The sequence below is a fragment of the Rhizobium indicum genome, from assembly GCF_005862305.2.
Lineage (GTDB): Bacteria > Pseudomonadota > Alphaproteobacteria > Rhizobiales > Rhizobiaceae > Rhizobium > Rhizobium indicum.
The window spans coordinates 2,353,994-2,369,850 of sequence record NZ_CP054021.1; the positions used below are offsets into that span (position 1 = coordinate 2,353,994).

Sequence of the window (15,857 nt, forward strand, 5' to 3'; positions counted from 1 at the left end):
CCCATTGTTCCTCGCTCTCGCCTGGTGATGTTGGATCTCGCAGCTTCGGCCAGCGCCTGGTTTTTTGCGCGTCTAAGCCTGCACGACCGAAGCGCTTCGCGGAAGCGCGATGAAGTAGACGAGCAGCCCTGCAGCGGTCAGCACAAATCCGGCAAGCGGTGAAAAGAGGACGCTGTATCCCGCAGCGATGACCAGTCCACCGCCCCAAGCCCCAAGAGCATTCGCGACATTGAGGGCCGCCAGGTTCATCGCCCCCATCAGTGTCGGTGCTTCCGGTGCAAAATGCGTCATCCGCACCTGGATGGTTGGAATCGCCGCCATCATAGCAGCACCCACGCCGAAGAGGCAGGGCATGAAAACCCATGCGTTCGTCCCAAAGCACGACAAGATAACAAGGAGGATGAGCGTTATCCCGTACCCAAGGATGAGGCCGCGAAACGCAAAAGTGTCTGCGAGCTGACCACCGACAGCGTTGCCGACCGTCATGCCGACGCCAAAGACACCAAGCGTAAGGGGGATCGTGGATTGATCGAGCTGCACCACATCGGTCACCAATGGTCCGATAAAGGCATAGACCGCAAAAATGCTCGATATTCCGAGCGCGGCAACAACGATTATTGCCCAAACATTCCATCGACGAAGCCCGGATAACTCATGGAAGACCGAGCCCCCGTGAAGGGCATCCGTGCGCGGCACGAACAGGAACAGCGCAAGAAGCGCGACTGCGCCGAGCGCGGCCATGGCGAGATAGGTGTTCCGCCACCCCAGCGTCTGACCAAGGAAGGTTGCCAAGGGCGAACCGAAGATCGTTGCGATCGTCAGACCGGTCATGACCAGCGCGAAAGCCTTTCCGGCGCGGTCTGCGCCGAAGAAATAGGCCGCGACAACCGCCCCCGCTCCAAAATAGGCGCCTTGCGGCACACCGCTTATGAACCGGGCGGCCGCAAACAGGCCGATATTGCTCGCCATCGATGAGAGGACGTTTCCAACTACCCATAGCGCCATCAGACACAGCAGCAAAGTCCGACGATTGAGTCTGGCCGCGACAAGCGTGGCGAGCGGCGCGCCAAGGACGACGCCGAAAGCATATCCGGTAATCGCATTCGTCGCCGTTGGAATATCGATCCCGAAGTCTTCGGCATATAATTGTATGATGCCCATGCTGGCGAATTCTGACGTTCCGATACAGAAACTGCCCAGTGCAAGCGAGAAAAGAGCCAGCGCCTGGCTCTCATGGTGAGCACTGGACGGGGCAAATTTCGTTGCCTGGCATTGTGCTTCGTAGGCCTTTCCAAACATCGACCGATCTCCAATCCGGTGGCTACAAGGCATAATTTTAGAAGATGCGCCGGCGCTAGCGCTTGAAGACGATCATCTTCTCCGCGGTCATTTCGCGCGCCGTAAAGGGAATGCCGCCGACGCCGTAACCGGATTCGCGCCGGCCGGCAAAAGGCATCCAGTCGGTGCGGAACGCGCTGTGATCGTTCACCATCACCGCCGAAGCGTCGAGCTTTTCGGCCGCGTTGAACGCGACATCCAGATCGCGTGTGAAAATGCTGGCTTGAAATGCTACCGGCAGGGAATTTGCGGCAGCAATCGCATCCTCGACCTCGTTATATCCGTAAACGCAGGTGACAGGCCCGAAAATCTCATGCGTCGAGACCTTGGTGTCGCGCGGTGGATCGACGAGTATGGCCGGCCTGAGCGTGGTATCGCTCAGGCGTCCGCCGCCGATCCGACGGGCTCCTGCCGTTGCGGCTTCATCGATCCACGCCTCGACCCGCGTGGCTTCTTCAGGCGTGATCAGGGGGCCGACCTCTGTTTCGGCGCGGGTGGGATCGCCGACACGGAGCTGGTCGACCCGCGCGGCGAACCGCTCGGTGAAAGCCTCCTTGAGTTCGGCGTGTACATAAATGCGCTGGACGGACACACATACCTGGCCAGCATGATAATAGCCGCCTTTGGCAAGGGGCTCGATGATCGCGTCGAGATGGGCACTCCGGTCGACAATGACGGGTGCGACGCCGCCATGCTCAAGGGCGCAACGGGTGCCGGGAGCCAGGTTTGCGCGCAGGCGCCAGCCCACTTCCGCCGACCCGATGAAGCTCAGGAACGCGATGCGCGCATCGCTCGCAAACGCGCTTGACAGAATGCGACTTTCGGGAAGAAAGGCCTGCACCCAGCCCTCCGGCATCCCGGCCTGATGAACCAGCTTGACCAGTTCGAGACAACAAAGCGGCGTAGCTGCTGCCGGCTTGATGATGACGGGGCAGCCGGTTGCAATCGCCGGTGCCACCTGATGGACGATGAGATTGAGCGGGTGATTGAAGGCGGAAATGGCGGCCACGACACCGATCGGCTCCTGAATGGTCCAGGCACGTCGATTGTCACTTGCCTGCGTAAGGCCCATCGGGATCTCGACGCCACCGCGGGTCCGCAGCACGTCGGCAGCATTCCGAATGCCGTCGATCGCGCGGTCGGTCTCGACGAGCGCGTCGGTGTAGGGCTTGCCGCCTTCGCATGCAATGCGCTTGGCGAAGACCTCGCGCTGCAGCGCGACAAGGTCTGCGAGTCTCCGCAGCACTGCCATCCGTTCATGCGGCGCAAGCCAGTCGTTGCGATTCAGAAAACGTGCGCGCGCAGTCTCGAGCTTCGATTCCAAGGCCGCAGCATCGTCCGTCGGCAGATCGGCGATGTGTTTCCGATCAAAGGCTTGCACCACTTCAAGCATGGATGTTCTCCGATCCTCGACAGAACTACGACACGGCTACCGCCTCGAGTACCAGCGCCGACCGCTCTGCCAGCGAAGGAATGCGCGCCAGATAATCCTGGTAGTGCGGCGTCCGGCGATGCGCCTCCACCGCCTCACCGTCGCGATAGAGCTCATCCAGAACGTAGCGCTCGGGAACGGCCTGGTCGCGCCAGACATCCCAGCGCAGATTGCCGGGTTCGGCTCTGCAAAGCGGCGCCATGCCGACAAGCAGTGATCGCAGGGCAGCGGCTTTGCCGGGGAGAGCAGTAAGGACGGCAGTGATCTTGGCCGGCGATTGAGTCATGCGATAGGCTCCCGATAAAATGCGCATGTGCACTCGTTTGAGTTACGAGCGCGGTCGAGGTATGGGGGCGCGCCCGAATGTTTCAGCCTGCATCTCATCAATTCACGCCGGAACGGCAGCCCGTTTGAGGGCGGCGACCAGTTCTTTTCCCAGCGGCCCCGCCGAGGCGGGGTTCTGGCCGGTGATAAGGCGGCCATCAACGACGACGTGAGGTTCCCAGTTGGATGCAGATGAGTACTCGGCACCCTCCGCCCTTAACGCATCCTCAAGTTCGTAAGGCACGTCATCGCGGGCGTAGTCGTATTCTTCCTTCTTCGAGAACGACGTAAGCTTCTTGCCGCGCACGAACGGCGTGCCATCACCGAGGTCGACGCTGAGCAACGCGCACGGACCGTGACAAACAGCGGTTACGAGCTTTCCGGTGGTCCAGGCGCGCACAATGGCCTTCTGGACATCCGCGTTACGCTGGATGTCGACCATGGGCCCGAGGCCACCGGGCACTAGGATGGCGTCGTAGTCCGCAGCGTCCACTTCGGACAACTTTCGGCTATGATTCAGGCGACGAAAGGCCTTGCTCTCGAGAAACTCCTTTTGGGCGGGGTCTTTCTCGTCGTACGCGTCGTAGGGCGTCCATCCGCCAGCGGGAGACGCGAACTCTACGGCGACCCCCGCCTTGTCGAGCACGTCGAAAGGATGAGCGACCTCGGCGAAAAAGAAGCCGGTCTTGCGATTGTGCGGACCGATCACGGCTGCGTTGGTGACGATGAACAGGACATGTTGAGTCACAATCTTCTCCTTGAATAAATTATGATGCGTTCAAATATTGGGTTTCATTCGGACATGAAGTCACTTCGGGCGCAGGATACTTGGCGCGGCAGTAATCCGGTCTCGTTGCGCCCTCACGCTGTCAGAACATCACGACGGCACGCCCAACGATTTTATTGTCGCGCATCAGGTCGATATATTCGTTGATGTCGTCGAAGGAGATCGTCTTGATCGTGTGCTGGATTTTGCCTTCGGCCGCGAGCGCCATTACCTCGGTGAGATCCGCGTTGTTGCCCCAGAACGATCCGTGAAAAGTCTGCTCGCCCGACACGCGGGGGAACAACGGGATATCGATGCGATCGCCGATGAACCCGACATCGGCATAGTGGCCGCTGATCGCCAACCGCGAGAAGGCGAGCTGCATCATCTCGGTCGCGCCGGCGCAATCGATGATCGCATCGAACTTGTCCTGGCCAGTGGCTTTCTTGAGCTCCTTGCCAACGTCCTCGGAGGACTTGCCCTCTATGGCGATGATATGATCCGCGCCATATTTCTTGGCCACCTGCAACTTTTCTTCATTGCGGGCGACCGCGACCACCGGACCGCCGGCGCCAAGCAATTTGGCATATTGGACGGCGTATGCTCCGAGCCCGCCGATGCCGAACACACCGATCACCCGATCCGGGCCGAGGCCACCGGCGTTACGGATTTTCTTGAGGCCGCGGTAGGGCGTCAGCCCGGCGTCGGTCAGCGGCGCGAGCTGCTCGAACTTCAGGTGTTTCGGCACCTTAATCACATAGCGTGCCGGTACCGGGATATATTCCGCGAAGCCACCATCACGGCCGAAGCCGGGCCAGCGGACATTGGGACAGATGTGCGTATCGCCGACCATGCAATGGCGGCAGACACCGTCGCCCCAACCGGGTGCGACCACCACGTGATCGCCTTCCTCGATACCAGCAACCTTTGGCACGACGCTGCCGATTTTCTCGATCGTGCCCGTAATTTCATGGCCGGGAATGACCGGTGGGGGGATATCGCCATAGCCCTGGAAGAAGCCGTCGATCAGCAACACATCCGACCGGCACATACCGCAGGCGGCAACCTTCACCAGCACCTCGTCGGGCTGAATATCGGGGACCGGTATATCCTCGAGAACCAGGGCCTTTTTATACTCCAAGATGCGCGCTGCTTTCATCGCAAGTCTCCCTACGGTTTCGCGTTTGGTGAAATTGCTTCTGCTGCCGCCATGGCGACCGCGATGTCTTGCTCGACCGAACCGGCGCTGGTGCCGACCGCGCCGATGATCTGGTCGTCGTACTTTACCGGCAGACCACCGCCGAAGATCACGACATTGCCACCATTGCTCTGTTCGATCCCGAACAGCGGTGCGCCCGGCTGAGCGAGCTCGGCAAGATATTCCGTCGTCTTGTCGAACATGCGCGCTGTCTTCGCCTTACTGATCGCAAGATCGATGCTCCCGGCGAGCGCACCGTCCTGGCGGGTGAATGCGATCAGCGCGCCTCCGGCATCGACCACCGCGATATTATAGGGGATGCCGAGGTTGGCTGCCTTGGCCTTGCCGGCCTGCAGCATCTGCTTCGCATCCGACAGCGTCAGTGTGTTGAGCGTGCGAGGCATGCGGCCGTTCCTTCGATCCGGTTTCCGCTCTGTCAGTCCGACACGAGCGCTACCGGGAATGGCTACCGGAGGTAGAGCGCCCAAATGCCTGAATGTTTTCCTGCCGACCGACTTGCGCCCGGACCAACCGGTTCAGCCTTTTCTCAAGTTGGCTTGGGAACGTAAATAGCATCGAGGCGCTGACGGCGCCGGTTAAAAAAGGTAAATTTAATGCAGCCGTGGAGATTACCTCGGCCAGGCCCGAGCTTGAGTCCGTGTCGTCGCAGCAAAGGGAGCTACAATGGAAGAATTGGAAGAGGCCAACGTAACAACCTATTGTTTCGGCGACTGCCGCTTCATTCCCGCTCGCCAGTTGTTGCTTCATCGCGATGTTCCAATCCGTGTCGGATCCCGTGCGATCGATCTACTTCATGCGCTCGTGCGGCGGTCTGGTATCGTTGTCAGTAAGGACAAGCTCTTTCGCGCAGCCTGGCCGAACGTTTTCGTCGATGAGAGCAACCTCAAAGTTAACATCGCAGTGTTGCGGCGCGCTCTGGCGCAGGTTGAGCCCGACCTAACTTGCATCGCAACCGTGCCGGGCCGCGGCTATCGGTTCGTCGCGCCACTGCGCGTCCTCGGTGGTGCTGACGAGGCAGCTCTTTCCGACGCGGTCAGAGGCATTACAGGGGAATTGCCGGCCCCACCGGCGCTGATCGGGCGCGACGAGGCTATGGCCGACCTCGCCGGCGCGCTTGCCGAGACCAGGCTGCTTACAATTGTCGGCCCGCCCGGCGTCGGCAAGACGAGCGTAGCAGTCGCCACCGCATGGCAGGTCGGTGAGAGCTTGAAGGACGGCGTCTGCTTCGTCGATCTTGCGGCGATCGATTCTCCGCAGCTGGTAGCGCCGGCAATTGCCTTTGCGTGTGGCCTGAACAGCAATCTCGTCAATATCCTGGCAGGTCTTGTCGAAATGTTGCGCGACCGTGAATTGTTGCTGGTGCTCGACAATTGCGAACATGTGTTGAACGCCGCGGCGACGGTTGCAGACCACCTCAATCACGCGCTTCCGAGGCTTCTCGTCGTCACGACGAGTCGGGAGCCACTCCGGTGCAGGCGGGAGTCGGTCTATCGTCTCGCGCCGCTTCGCTTTCCGCCCGCGGGGAGCGAGCTGGACGCGGCGGCGGCGTTAGGCTTTTCGGCCGTAGAATTGCTGGTACAGCGCGCGGTGACGCAGGGATATCGGCTCGACGATGCGGACGCCTCTTCGCTCGCGGCCATTAGCCGTCGCCTCGATGGTATCGCGCTGGCGATAGAATTGGCGGCGCCGCGGCTGTCCACCGATGGGCCCGCCAAGCTGGCCGACCTGTTGGAGAATGCCTTCGATGCGTTTGTGTTGCAGGGGAACGCGGCGGCGCCTCGGCATATGACGCTGACGGCGATGCTGGACTGGAGCTATAGGTTACTTCCCGAGCGCGAAGCATGTCTGCTGCATCATCTGTCACTATTTAGTGGAACTTTCACGCTGAACGATGTTGTCGGCGTCTGCGGCCATCTCGGGTCGGCAGAGGATGTCGGGGCATGGCTGGAGAGCCTTGCCGCCAGATCGTTGTCGTCTGTCAGCTATCATAGCGGACACCGATACTATCGCCTCCTTGACAGCACGCGCAGCTTCGCCAGCGAACGCCTTCGCGCGAGCGGCGAAGAGCAGGCGGCGATGGCGAGCTATACGCACTACCTGCTGGCTGTGTTCGAACAAGGCGAAGTCGAGTGGAACTGGCGAGCGCGCGAAGACTGGACCGCACGTTACGGCCGTTGGGGAAATGATCTCCACCGAGCCATCGATTGGGCGTGGCGTGATGGACACAACAGGGAACTCGGCATCCGGCTGACCGCAGCCGCCATTCCACTGTGGAACGAGTTGTCCTCCCTCTCAGAGACCCGAACGCGCGTGGCTGAAGTGGTGGAGGGGCTCAATGGTCTGGCTATGGACGATGTTGTGCTCAGATTGAAACTCGTGTCGGCGCACGCCCTCAATCTCAATTTCGGCGATGATCGTGGACCGGAGATTGAAGCGGCGTGGCGTGAAGCGAGGACCCTTGCCGACGAAACCGGGAATGTCGAGTACCGGTTGCGAACGACGATGGGCTGGGCCGGCGCGAAGACATTCGCCGGAAATCATCGCCAAGTCCTGTCCGCCCTGTCCGAACTCCGCGGCTTCCTCAACCAGGAAGGAGGTCACTCGGCGGTGCCCGATGTCACGAGACTGGAATTGGTCAACCGTTTCTACTGCGGCGATATCGAGACTTCGGTCGCGGGCCTCAAGGCGTTGGCACACAGTCATTCCACGGTCGCCTATCGCTCGCAGACGTCGAGGTTTCAACTCGATCGCTTCGTCGGAATACGGTCCTATCTCGCGCCGATGCTGTGGGTAGTCGGCGAGCATCGGGAGGCCTTCGATGTGGCGCAGGAATGCATTTCGGCCGCAACGACGATCGGCCATCCCGTCTCGCACATGCATGCGTTGGCGGTGGGGGGACTTTCTGTATCGCTTTGGTGTGGCCTTCTTGATGTGGCGCAGGACCAGTTGACGCGGCTGGAAGCGCAGTACCAAATCTGTCAGCTGGACATTTGGCCCCCCCTTATTCGATTCTATCGGGCTGCCATCGACACCGCTGGCCGTGACGCGCAGGCGGTAGACAGAATGCGTGACGCTATCGGCGGACTCAGGAGCCGCAATCTGCGGATTCATTTCGCAATGAACCTCGCAATGCTCGCGGACGCCGCTCTGTCCCATAATCGTCTCGATGTCGCGCGCGCCGTCGCGGCAGAAGCCAGCGATTGTCTGGAGCGGGACGAGGTTTGGTGTCGCTCAGAGTTGTTCCGCGTCATTGGCCTGACGCGGTGGCGCGAAGGTGATGTCCTTTCCGCCGCGGAAAATTTGGCCACGGCGGTGCGGGTGGCGCAGCGAAGCGGCGCTCTAACCCTCGAATTGCGCGCTGCGACCCAACAGGCCAAACTCGCGCTGCAAACTGGACATGGTGATATCACGCTAAGTCACTTGGCCTCCGTGTACCAACGCTTCGAAAGCGGCTTGCATACCGCCGATGTGGTCGCGGCGCGCGACCAGCTGGAGGTTGGTCAGATGATCTCACGGGGCAGCTCTTAATCTGCCCACCTCAAATCGTGATTGGGGCCGCCGCCCAATGCTTCTTTGGAGGATGAAGAGGAGGGTGACATGTCGGGTGTCGAAAACGACGCTGATCGCGTCTGCCGGCGGCGCGAAAGGGCTTCCCGTCCAGACCGTCGGCGTCATGGGGGATGGCCGCACCAAGACCAGACTTCCGCGGCGATTTTCATCTGGAGAATCCCGAGATCAAGCCGGAACGTAGGTCAACCTGATCACATCCTCGCCAATCCGGTCATGAGCCATCAGGCGGAGCGGCGGCCGGGGTCCGGCGAAATATGGCTTGCCGTGACCGAGCACGACGGGGTGCAGGTAGATTCGATACTCATCAATCAGGCCAAGTTCGGTGAGGCTTTGCGCCAAATTGGGGCCGGCAACTTCGATCTCCCCGTCGCGTTCTGCCTTCAGCGCGCGGATCGCGGCCGCAAGATCTTCCCCAACAAGCATGGCGTTGGGACCGACCGACTTCAACGAGCGCGAGACGACCCATTTCGGCTGGTTCCGCCACGCCGCCGCGAAGGCCTGTCGCTCTGCATCCCATTCAGGATGTTCGTCGTCCCAGTAACGCATGACCTCATACATCTGGCGACCGTACACACTGCCCGCCTGCCGCTGAGCCTCTTCGATGAAGTGGCGGAAGAGTGTCGGGCTTGGCGCAAACGCCATATGATCGACGTAGCCGTCCAGCGACTGGTTCATTCCGAACACAAGCTTAGCCATCTTCACTTCCTTTCCTAAAACGGCATATCCGCGCGCAGACCTGCTTGCATTATGCAATCGGTTGGAAGTTAGCTCAACTGGTTTTATATCACAATTGGTTTTTGAAGTGCACATAGATCCGCGAGCTGATGGTCGCCAACCGGCCGGCCTGAGGTGGACAACGACCTGTCCGCTACCAGCGATCAGCATGGACAAGCCGCCGTCAGAGGACGCTATTTCAGCGGCAGAAACAGCTCCGCCACCGCCTCATGCTCCGCCACCTCCGGGAAGAAGCTCAGCCGCTGGCAATAGATCGGGAAGTCGCGCACTTCCTCGCCGCTGGCCGGAAGCCAGTCGCCATAAAGGTAGAGCGCGGCGGGCTCCAGATTGTCGGTGTTGCCGACGACACGCAGCACCGCGCAGCGTCCGCCAGGGATCTCGCCGGCTTTGATCTCCTCGCCATTCGCCTCGATCGCTTGATCGGTCCCGACACAAAGGTCCACGCTATAATCGGCAGGCGACTGAGGACGCCGCTCTGAACGCCAGACATTGAAGGTCGGACTTGTCCTGGGGTGCAGGCCAGCGGCCTTGCGCCAGGCGATGAACCGCTGGATGGTGGCGCCGAGCGTGGCCGGGTCGCCCCGATGCTTCATGATCGCCACCGGCGTCGTGGGCACATTGCGAATCTTCACGTCGTCAGTGGTAAAAATCTTCTGCATGAGCTTGCTCCTTGCATTGTCGAGAGGCCCGAAGGCGGCAAGCCACGGCTCCCAGTCGGGAGACTTCCGAAACGACGAAGGCGATTGCCCGAACCGTTGCCGAAAGGCGCGGGCGAAGGCATCCGGTGCATCGTAGCCGGCATCCATCGCTATATCAGTGACGCGTTCTTCGTCCCTGTAGGCCAGCCGGTATGAAGCGCGCTTCATGCGGGCAAGCCGGATATAGCGATGCACTGACAATCCGAAGGTCGCCGTAAACTGCCGGTGGAAATGAAACTTCGAGAAGGCTGCGACACTGCTCAAAACGTCAAGATCGAGATCGTCATCGAGGTGCTGGTCGATATAATCCAGCACTCGCTGCATCCGCTGATGATAGTTCCGAAGCGCTGCGGTCATTCGTTCTGGTCTCCGTGGCAGCTCAAACTAGATCCTTCAGGCAACGCAGCGCTCGACCGATCTTGCGGTTTGGCATGGATCAGCCGGCGGGCCGCCCGATCGGAGCATCTTGCGATCCTAGCCCGGCACTGTTATTCGCATTTCCTTCTTATAGGAGAATGCCTTTGTTTGCCGTCGCAACGATCCAGAACTCACCGGCTGCGGCGGTAGGGATAAAGGCGCTCGGCATCGTGACCGAGAGCTGATCCTCGCTCTATCGCTCGGCCTTTAGGGCGCCAATGCTGGCGCATGTCTAATGTCGAGAAGACTATGATTATCGAACTAACGTCTCATGATTTTGACGCGCTGCTGAAGGGCATCGCGCCACGTTATCTGCGCCTTGTCCAAGACAGCGCCATTGCGCCTCCTGAAATCCTGGCGATGTTGAACCACCTCGCGGCTGACATCGGCGCGGAATTTTCGCCGTCGGCCTGGATGATCGTGGAGGATGACGAGATCGTCGGCCTTTGCTCTGTCATCAAGGTTCCCCAGGATGGAAAGATCCATATCGGCTATGGCGTTGCGCCTTCCCGCCAAAGCCGTGGATGCACCACGCGGGCCATAGGGCAGTTGCTTCAGTGGGCGCGGAACGACCCTCGCGTAGCCCTGGTCTCTACGGAGACCGGGGTCGACAACATCGCGTCCCAGCGCGTTCTTGAGCGCAATGGCTTTATCCGTATCGGCGAGCGTATCGATGCCGAAGACGGTCCGTTGATCTGCTGGGAAGCAATGACCGTTTAGGTTTGCAGGCCAGGGAACCCCAAACAGGAACCGGCCGGCCGAGGTTCAATCACCTCGGCCGGCCGTTGTCATGAGGGAAATGGCGACTGCGGATCCGAAGCCGGCTTCAGCGTCCGTAAGTGACCTCGACGGAGGCCTTGGCGAGCGTATTGGCCCTGACATAGAAGCCAACCATGGCGGCCGGCGCAGTCTCGGGAAGCGGCAGCTTGTCCACCGAGAGCGCGTAGACGGTAAACTGGTAGTGGTGCGGCTGATCGCCGGCCGGCGGGCATGCCCCGCCATATCCGGACATGCCAAAATCCGTGTGACCTTCGACGGCGCCTGCCGGAAGCGTCTTGTCACCGCTGGCGCCGGTGGCAATCTCCGCGGTATCTGCGGGAATGTTGAACACCGACCAATGCCACCAGCCCGAGCCGGTGGGAGCATCCGGATCGTAGGCCATGATGGCGAAGCTCTTGGTCGCCTCAGGCGCACCCGACCAGGTCAGTTCCGGCGAGATGTTCTTGCCCGAGCAGCCGAAGCTGTTGAAGACCTGCGCATCGGCCATCGCCTTGCCGGCAGCCAGATCCTTCGAGGTGAGCTTCATTTCGGCCTGTGCGGCCGTCGCGCCGAAGACGGAGGTAGCGAGAAGTACTGCTGTGATGAAACGCATGCTGTTTTCCTGCGGTTGATAATGCCGGAAAACTATCGTCACCGAGCAAGTGCATCTGCCCCGCGATGCTCAACTTCTACCCCGATCCGCTCAAAACGCTCGGCCCCGCCCCGCACATGGCGTGGATTGACGCCGAACCGCTCTTTGAACCGCGCTGCGAATTGAGAAGGGGAGTCGTAACCGACCTCAAGCGCAATCTGCGCCATCGGCAGGGTTGTCGTCTGGATGAGCCCCAAGGCGCGATTCATTCTTGTATCGCTCAAGATCTCACTGAAGCCGGTACTTTCGGCGGCGAGCTTGCGCCTGAGTGTCGCTTCGCTCATGTTGAACGAGCGCGCCGCGTGCCCCAGCGTCCAGTCAAAGGCCGTATCACTTTCGATCATCTGCCGCAGTCTGTCCTCGAGCCGAGGACTTTGGCATTGCCCCAGCACCGCTCCGCCGAGCGCAAACCAGGTGATCAGCTCCATCAAACGAGCCTTGGCAATGACGCCGGGAAGCCTCGTCAGATTGCCGGGCTGACAGCAATAGTCAAACAATGCCGCGGCTTCCTCCGGCAGGTTCGAGGTGCCTGCCGGGACAGGCCTCGATGGAACGGCGATCGATCCCATCCTGGTATAGGCTTCCTCGAAGAGCTGTCGCGGAACAGGGAGCGCCAGGGTCTGATACTTCTGCGGCGCCTTGGGAATGTTCTCCATCGTCAACGGTCTGTAGTCGGGCAGCAAGCCATAGGCGCCCGCCTCGAGGCGCAAAGCCTTGTCATCTGCCATGACGATCTTCGTTCCCGATTGCACCTGTATCAACAGGGGGCTGGTATTGACGAGACGAAAAAAACAGGCCCGCCCACCCTGACGGATCAAACTGGCCGGAACGGGAAAGACGTCGTCGAGCATATGTTCTCCGGCAACAGGATGGGAGCGCGGCGAGCGGCGGCCTCTATAGAGCGCGCGCTGCCTCGCTGGCCTCTATCATCGGGAATATCAAAGCCGGATGCCAGCGGCAACATTCAGCTCAAGCCGCAGGATTTGAGCCCGTGCGACTGGCCTGAGATCGCCGTCGAGGCTTGCGAGCGCAGCTTGAGACCAGACGGCATTACCGCCGGTCGGACCTGCGGACATAATCGACCAATGCGCGCAGCTTCAGCGGCTGCCTCTGGCGCCTGGAGTAGTAGAGATAGAAGCCCGGAAAGGGTGGACAGAAATCCTCCAGCAGCGGCACGAGTTCCCCGCGGTCGATGACGGACTGGAAAGTCTCCACCATGCCGAAGGTGATCCCTGCCCCGGCGCAGGCCATGCGGATCATCATTCCCATATCGTTGGTCGTGACTGCGGGATCGACGGAGACGTCGAAGTCGCGATCATTCTCGGTGAATTCCCAGCGATAGGGTGCCGTATCCGGGCGTGGCCGCCATCCGATGCAGGCATGGTTCTGCAACTCGCTGGGATGGCGGGGATGGCCGCGGCGCTTGAGATAGCTGCGGGATGCGGCGGCGCATTGTCGCTGCTCTTCGGAGACTGATATGGCGATCATGTCCTGTTCGATCACTTCGCCGAGCCGGACGCCAGCGTCGAACCCGGCCTCGACGATATCGAATTCGTCATCGGTGATGGTGATATCGAGTTTGATGTCAGGGTAGGCTTCCATGAAGCCGGCCAGCAACGTGCCGGATAGAAAGTTCTCGGCGATCGAAGAAACGGTGATCCTGAGCCAGCCGCTCGGGCGCGCCTGCATTTCCCGCACCGCCTGCATTGCGTCCTTGACCTGCCGGACCGATGGACGAACCGCGTCGAAGAACACTTCGCCGGCTTCGGTCAGACTGACGCTGCGCGTTGTGCGCTGGACCAGGGCGACGCCGACCCGATCCTCGAGGCGCTGCAGGGCCTGGCTGACGGCGGAGCGGGTGACGCCAAGCCGCTCGCCGGCGAGCCGGAAGTTGCGCGCCTCCGCTACCGCAAGAAAAACTGAAATACCTTCGAGATCGTCGACCATTGGTTAGCACTTCTAACCAAGCCATCCTGGATTGGCAACTTAATCACTCAGGTTCTCCGTACTATCTTTCAGTCGAGGTCAACGAAGGCTTCGAAAGGCAAGGCAATGCGAAGGATTTTCAGAAGCCCCCTCCTGCAGTTTCTCGCGGTGGTCACCCTGGCTGGCGCGGCGACCAGTTCGTCCGCCGCCGACACCGTGAACGACCGAGAAACTCAGCAACAACAAACAAGCGAGAACAGAATGCAGCAACATCCCTATGTCGGCATATGGGTTACGGATGATGGCCGCGTCCGCCACGAACTTCTGCCCAATGGCCGCTACGACGAAGCTCGTGGCAGCCGGGAAAGCGCCTACCGGGGACGCTACGAAGTCACCGGAAGCCACATCGAATATTGGGATGACACGGGTTTCACGGCCGACGGCGATTTCGTCGACGGCAACACCCTCCATCATGGCGGCATGGTGCTTCGGCGCAAATGATGTGCCGCCTGAAAGGCAACGATGCGCTACGCGCAAATTTCGATGCCTGGGCGGAGACGACGCTCAGCGCCGATTTTCCCACCTGACCACCAAAAACCCTCAGCCGCATCGCCAGGCGAGCGGCGTATAATGGAGCTTGAAATGTCTGATATCAAAGGAAAAGTAATTGCCATCACCGGCGCCAGCAGCGGTATCGGAGAGGCCGCGGCAAAGATGCTGGCTGCCGCAGGCGCCCATATCGTGATCGGCGCCCGCCGCACCGAGCGCCTGGAGGAACTCGCCGGCGAAATCGCCGCAAACGGCGGGACGGTGCGCCTGCGACAGCTTGATGTCACCGACCGTTCCCAGGTGGAGGCCTTTGCAGGCTTTGCCCGCTCCGAATTCGGCCGGCTGGACGTCATCATCAACAATGCCGGCGTCATGCCGCTCTCGCCGCTCGAGGCTCTCAAGGTCGATGAGTGGAACCGGATGGTCGACGTCAACATCAAGGGCGTTCTCTACGGCATCGCGGCGGCGCTTCCGATCATGAAGGCGCAGGGATCAGGGCAGATCATCAACCTGTCTTCGATCGGCGGCCACAGCGTCTCGCCGACGGCGGCTGTCTATTGCGCGACGAAATTCGCGGTGCGGGCGATCTCGGACGGATTGCGGCAGGAGACCGATCGTATCCGCGTGACCGTCATCTCTCCCGGCACGACGACATCGGAACTGGCCGACACCATCACCGATCCGACGGCGCGGGACGCGATGAAGGCTTTCAGGGCGATCACCATCAGCCCCGAGGCCATCGCCAATTCGATCCTCTACGCCGTCAGCCAGCCTGATGATGTCGATGTCAGCGAGATCATCATCCGGCCGACAGCCAGCCCGCATTGAGCGGCGAACGCTGTTGTTAGAGATCGCCGCCGCCTAAAAACCCAGCGACTGCTGGGCGGGCGGCGGCGGTGCAAGGTTGACGCCTTCGAGCTCCAGCATGCGGGCCTTCGATGACGACCCGCCGGGCGCCGAGAAGCCGCCGATCTTGCCGCCGGCCGCGAGTACGCGGTGGCAGGGGATGATCAGAGCGACAGGGTTCTTCGCCATTGCCTGGCCGACGTCGCGGGCGGCTTCCGGCCCGACGCCGAGCTCCTTCGCCAGCGCGCCGTAAGTGGTGGTGCGGCCCCAGCCGACGCGCCTTGCCGCCGCATAAATATCCCGGAAGAAGGCATCCTGGCCGGCAAGATCGAGTTCGACGCCGGAAAAATCCGTCTCCTCACCCTGGAAATAGCGTTTCACCGCCGCGACCGTCTCCAGCACAGCAGGCGTCGGCGTGCCGGCTTCGGCATCCGGCAGGCGGCGCAGCAAGAGCCGTTCGGTCGCTTCTGCTGCTTTGGTCGGCAGTTGGAAGCGGGTGATGCCGGCATCGCTCCAGGCAATGCCGCAGAAACCGCCCGCGGTTTCGAAGATGAGATAGTGGTGCGTTGTCTCAGCCATGACACAGCCTCCGCGTTTTCGATGACCCTCAAAATCGTATGGGACGG

At 60.9% G+C, this 15,857-nt stretch carries 16 protein-coding genes; 4 read left to right on the forward strand and 12 right to left on the reverse strand.

Annotated elements, in window-relative coordinates; translation table 11 throughout:
* Positions 1-72: 72 nt before the first annotated feature.
* The 6 genes from FFM53_RS11720 to FFM53_RS11745 all read right to left on the reverse strand — a co-directional run bounded on the left by FFM53_RS11720 (position 73) and on the right by FFM53_RS11745 (position 5,462).
* Positions 73-1,299 (reverse strand): MFS transporter, encoded by a 1,227-nt coding sequence (locus FFM53_RS11720; protein ID WP_138388397.1) that lies wholly within the window; start codon positions 1,297-1,299, stop codon positions 73-75.
* A gap of 55 nt (positions 1,300-1,354) precedes the next feature.
* Positions 1,355-2,731 carry an aldehyde dehydrogenase family protein gene (locus FFM53_RS11725; protein WP_138388398.1) on the reverse strand — a complete coding sequence of 459 codons (1,377 nt, stop codon included), beginning with the start codon at positions 2,729-2,731 and terminating at the stop codon, positions 1,355-1,357.
* A 25-nt stretch (positions 2,732-2,756) separates the two neighbouring features.
* Positions 2,757-3,056: a putative quinol monooxygenase gene (locus FFM53_RS11730; protein WP_138332228.1), complete on the reverse strand. Its 300-nt coding sequence runs from the start codon at positions 3,054-3,056 to the stop codon at positions 2,757-2,759.
* A gap of 102 nt (positions 3,057-3,158) precedes the next feature.
* Positions 3,159-3,842 (reverse strand): type 1 glutamine amidotransferase domain-containing protein, encoded by a 684-nt coding sequence (locus FFM53_RS11735; RefSeq protein WP_138332227.1) that lies wholly within the window; start codon positions 3,840-3,842, stop codon positions 3,159-3,161.
* Between the two features lie 121 nt (positions 3,843-3,963).
* A complete protein-coding gene (locus FFM53_RS11740) occupies positions 3,964-5,019 on the reverse strand; it encodes an NAD(P)-dependent alcohol dehydrogenase (RefSeq protein ID WP_138332226.1) in 1,056 nt (351 codons plus the stop codon).
* 11 nt (positions 5,020-5,030) lie between these two features.
* The gene (locus tag FFM53_RS11745) at positions 5,031-5,462 is read right to left on the reverse strand and encodes a GlcG/HbpS family heme-binding protein (protein ID WP_138388399.1); all 432 of its coding nucleotides are present in this window, start codon (positions 5,460-5,462) and stop codon (positions 5,031-5,033) included.
* Positions 5,463-5,742: 280 nt separating this feature from the next.
* Here FFM53_RS11745 and FFM53_RS11750 point away from each other — a divergent pair, with 280 nt between their 5' ends.
* On the forward strand, positions 5,743-8,607 hold the full coding sequence (locus tag FFM53_RS11750; RefSeq protein WP_138388400.1) for an ATP-binding protein: 2,865 nt from the start codon (positions 5,743-5,745) through the stop codon (positions 8,605-8,607).
* A gap of 207 nt (positions 8,608-8,814) precedes the next feature.
* Here the strand turns inward: FFM53_RS11750 and FFM53_RS11755 are convergent, their stop codons facing one another.
* Together FFM53_RS11755 and FFM53_RS11760 are read right to left on the reverse strand one after the other, a co-directional pair.
* A complete protein-coding gene (locus tag FFM53_RS11755; protein ID WP_138388401.1) occupies positions 8,815-9,345 on the reverse strand; it encodes a dihydrofolate reductase family protein in 531 nt (176 codons plus the stop codon).
* Between the two features lie 212 nt (positions 9,346-9,557).
* Complete coding sequence (locus FFM53_RS11760) at positions 9,558-10,439, reverse strand: AraC family transcriptional regulator (protein WP_138388402.1); 882 nt, start codon at positions 10,437-10,439, stop codon at positions 9,558-9,560.
* A 288-nt stretch (positions 10,440-10,727) separates the two neighbouring features.
* Here FFM53_RS11760 and FFM53_RS11765 point away from each other — a divergent pair, with 288 nt between their 5' ends.
* Positions 10,728-11,219 (forward strand): GNAT family N-acetyltransferase, encoded by a 492-nt coding sequence (locus tag FFM53_RS11765; RefSeq protein ID WP_138388403.1) that lies wholly within the window; start codon positions 10,728-10,730, stop codon positions 11,217-11,219.
* 106 nt (positions 11,220-11,325) lie between these two features.
* Here the strand turns inward: FFM53_RS11765 and FFM53_RS11770 are convergent, their stop codons facing one another.
* The 3 genes from FFM53_RS11770 to FFM53_RS11780 all read right to left on the reverse strand — a co-directional run bounded on the left by FFM53_RS11770 (position 11,326) and on the right by FFM53_RS11780 (position 13,857).
* On the reverse strand, positions 11,326-11,871 hold the full coding sequence (locus FFM53_RS11770) for a YbhB/YbcL family Raf kinase inhibitor-like protein (protein ID WP_138332222.1): 546 nt from the start codon (positions 11,869-11,871) through the stop codon (positions 11,326-11,328).
* Between the two features lie 38 nt (positions 11,872-11,909).
* On the reverse strand, positions 11,910-12,761 hold the full coding sequence (locus FFM53_RS11775) for a helix-turn-helix domain-containing protein (RefSeq protein WP_138332221.1): 852 nt from the start codon (positions 12,759-12,761) through the stop codon (positions 11,910-11,912).
* Between the two features lie 199 nt (positions 12,762-12,960).
* A complete protein-coding gene (locus tag FFM53_RS11780) occupies positions 12,961-13,857 on the reverse strand; it encodes a LysR family transcriptional regulator (protein WP_138388404.1) in 897 nt (298 codons plus the stop codon).
* 105 nt (positions 13,858-13,962) lie between these two features.
* Here FFM53_RS11780 and FFM53_RS11785 point away from each other — a divergent pair, with 105 nt between their 5' ends.
* On the forward strand, positions 13,963-14,337 hold the full coding sequence (locus FFM53_RS11785; RefSeq protein WP_138388405.1) for an Atu4866 domain-containing protein: 375 nt from the start codon (positions 13,963-13,965) through the stop codon (positions 14,335-14,337).
* 141 nt (positions 14,338-14,478) lie between these two features.
* On the forward strand, positions 14,479-15,213 hold the full coding sequence (locus FFM53_RS11790) for an SDR family oxidoreductase (RefSeq protein WP_138388406.1): 735 nt from the start codon (positions 14,479-14,481) through the stop codon (positions 15,211-15,213).
* Positions 15,214-15,246: 33 nt separating this feature from the next.
* Here FFM53_RS11790 and FFM53_RS11795 read toward each other — a convergent pair whose 3' ends face one another.
* Entirely contained in the window at positions 15,247-15,810 is a 564-nt protein-coding gene (locus FFM53_RS11795; RefSeq protein WP_138388407.1) for a methylated-DNA--[protein]-cysteine S-methyltransferase, read from the reverse strand.
* Positions 15,811-15,857: the final 47 nt, after the last annotated feature.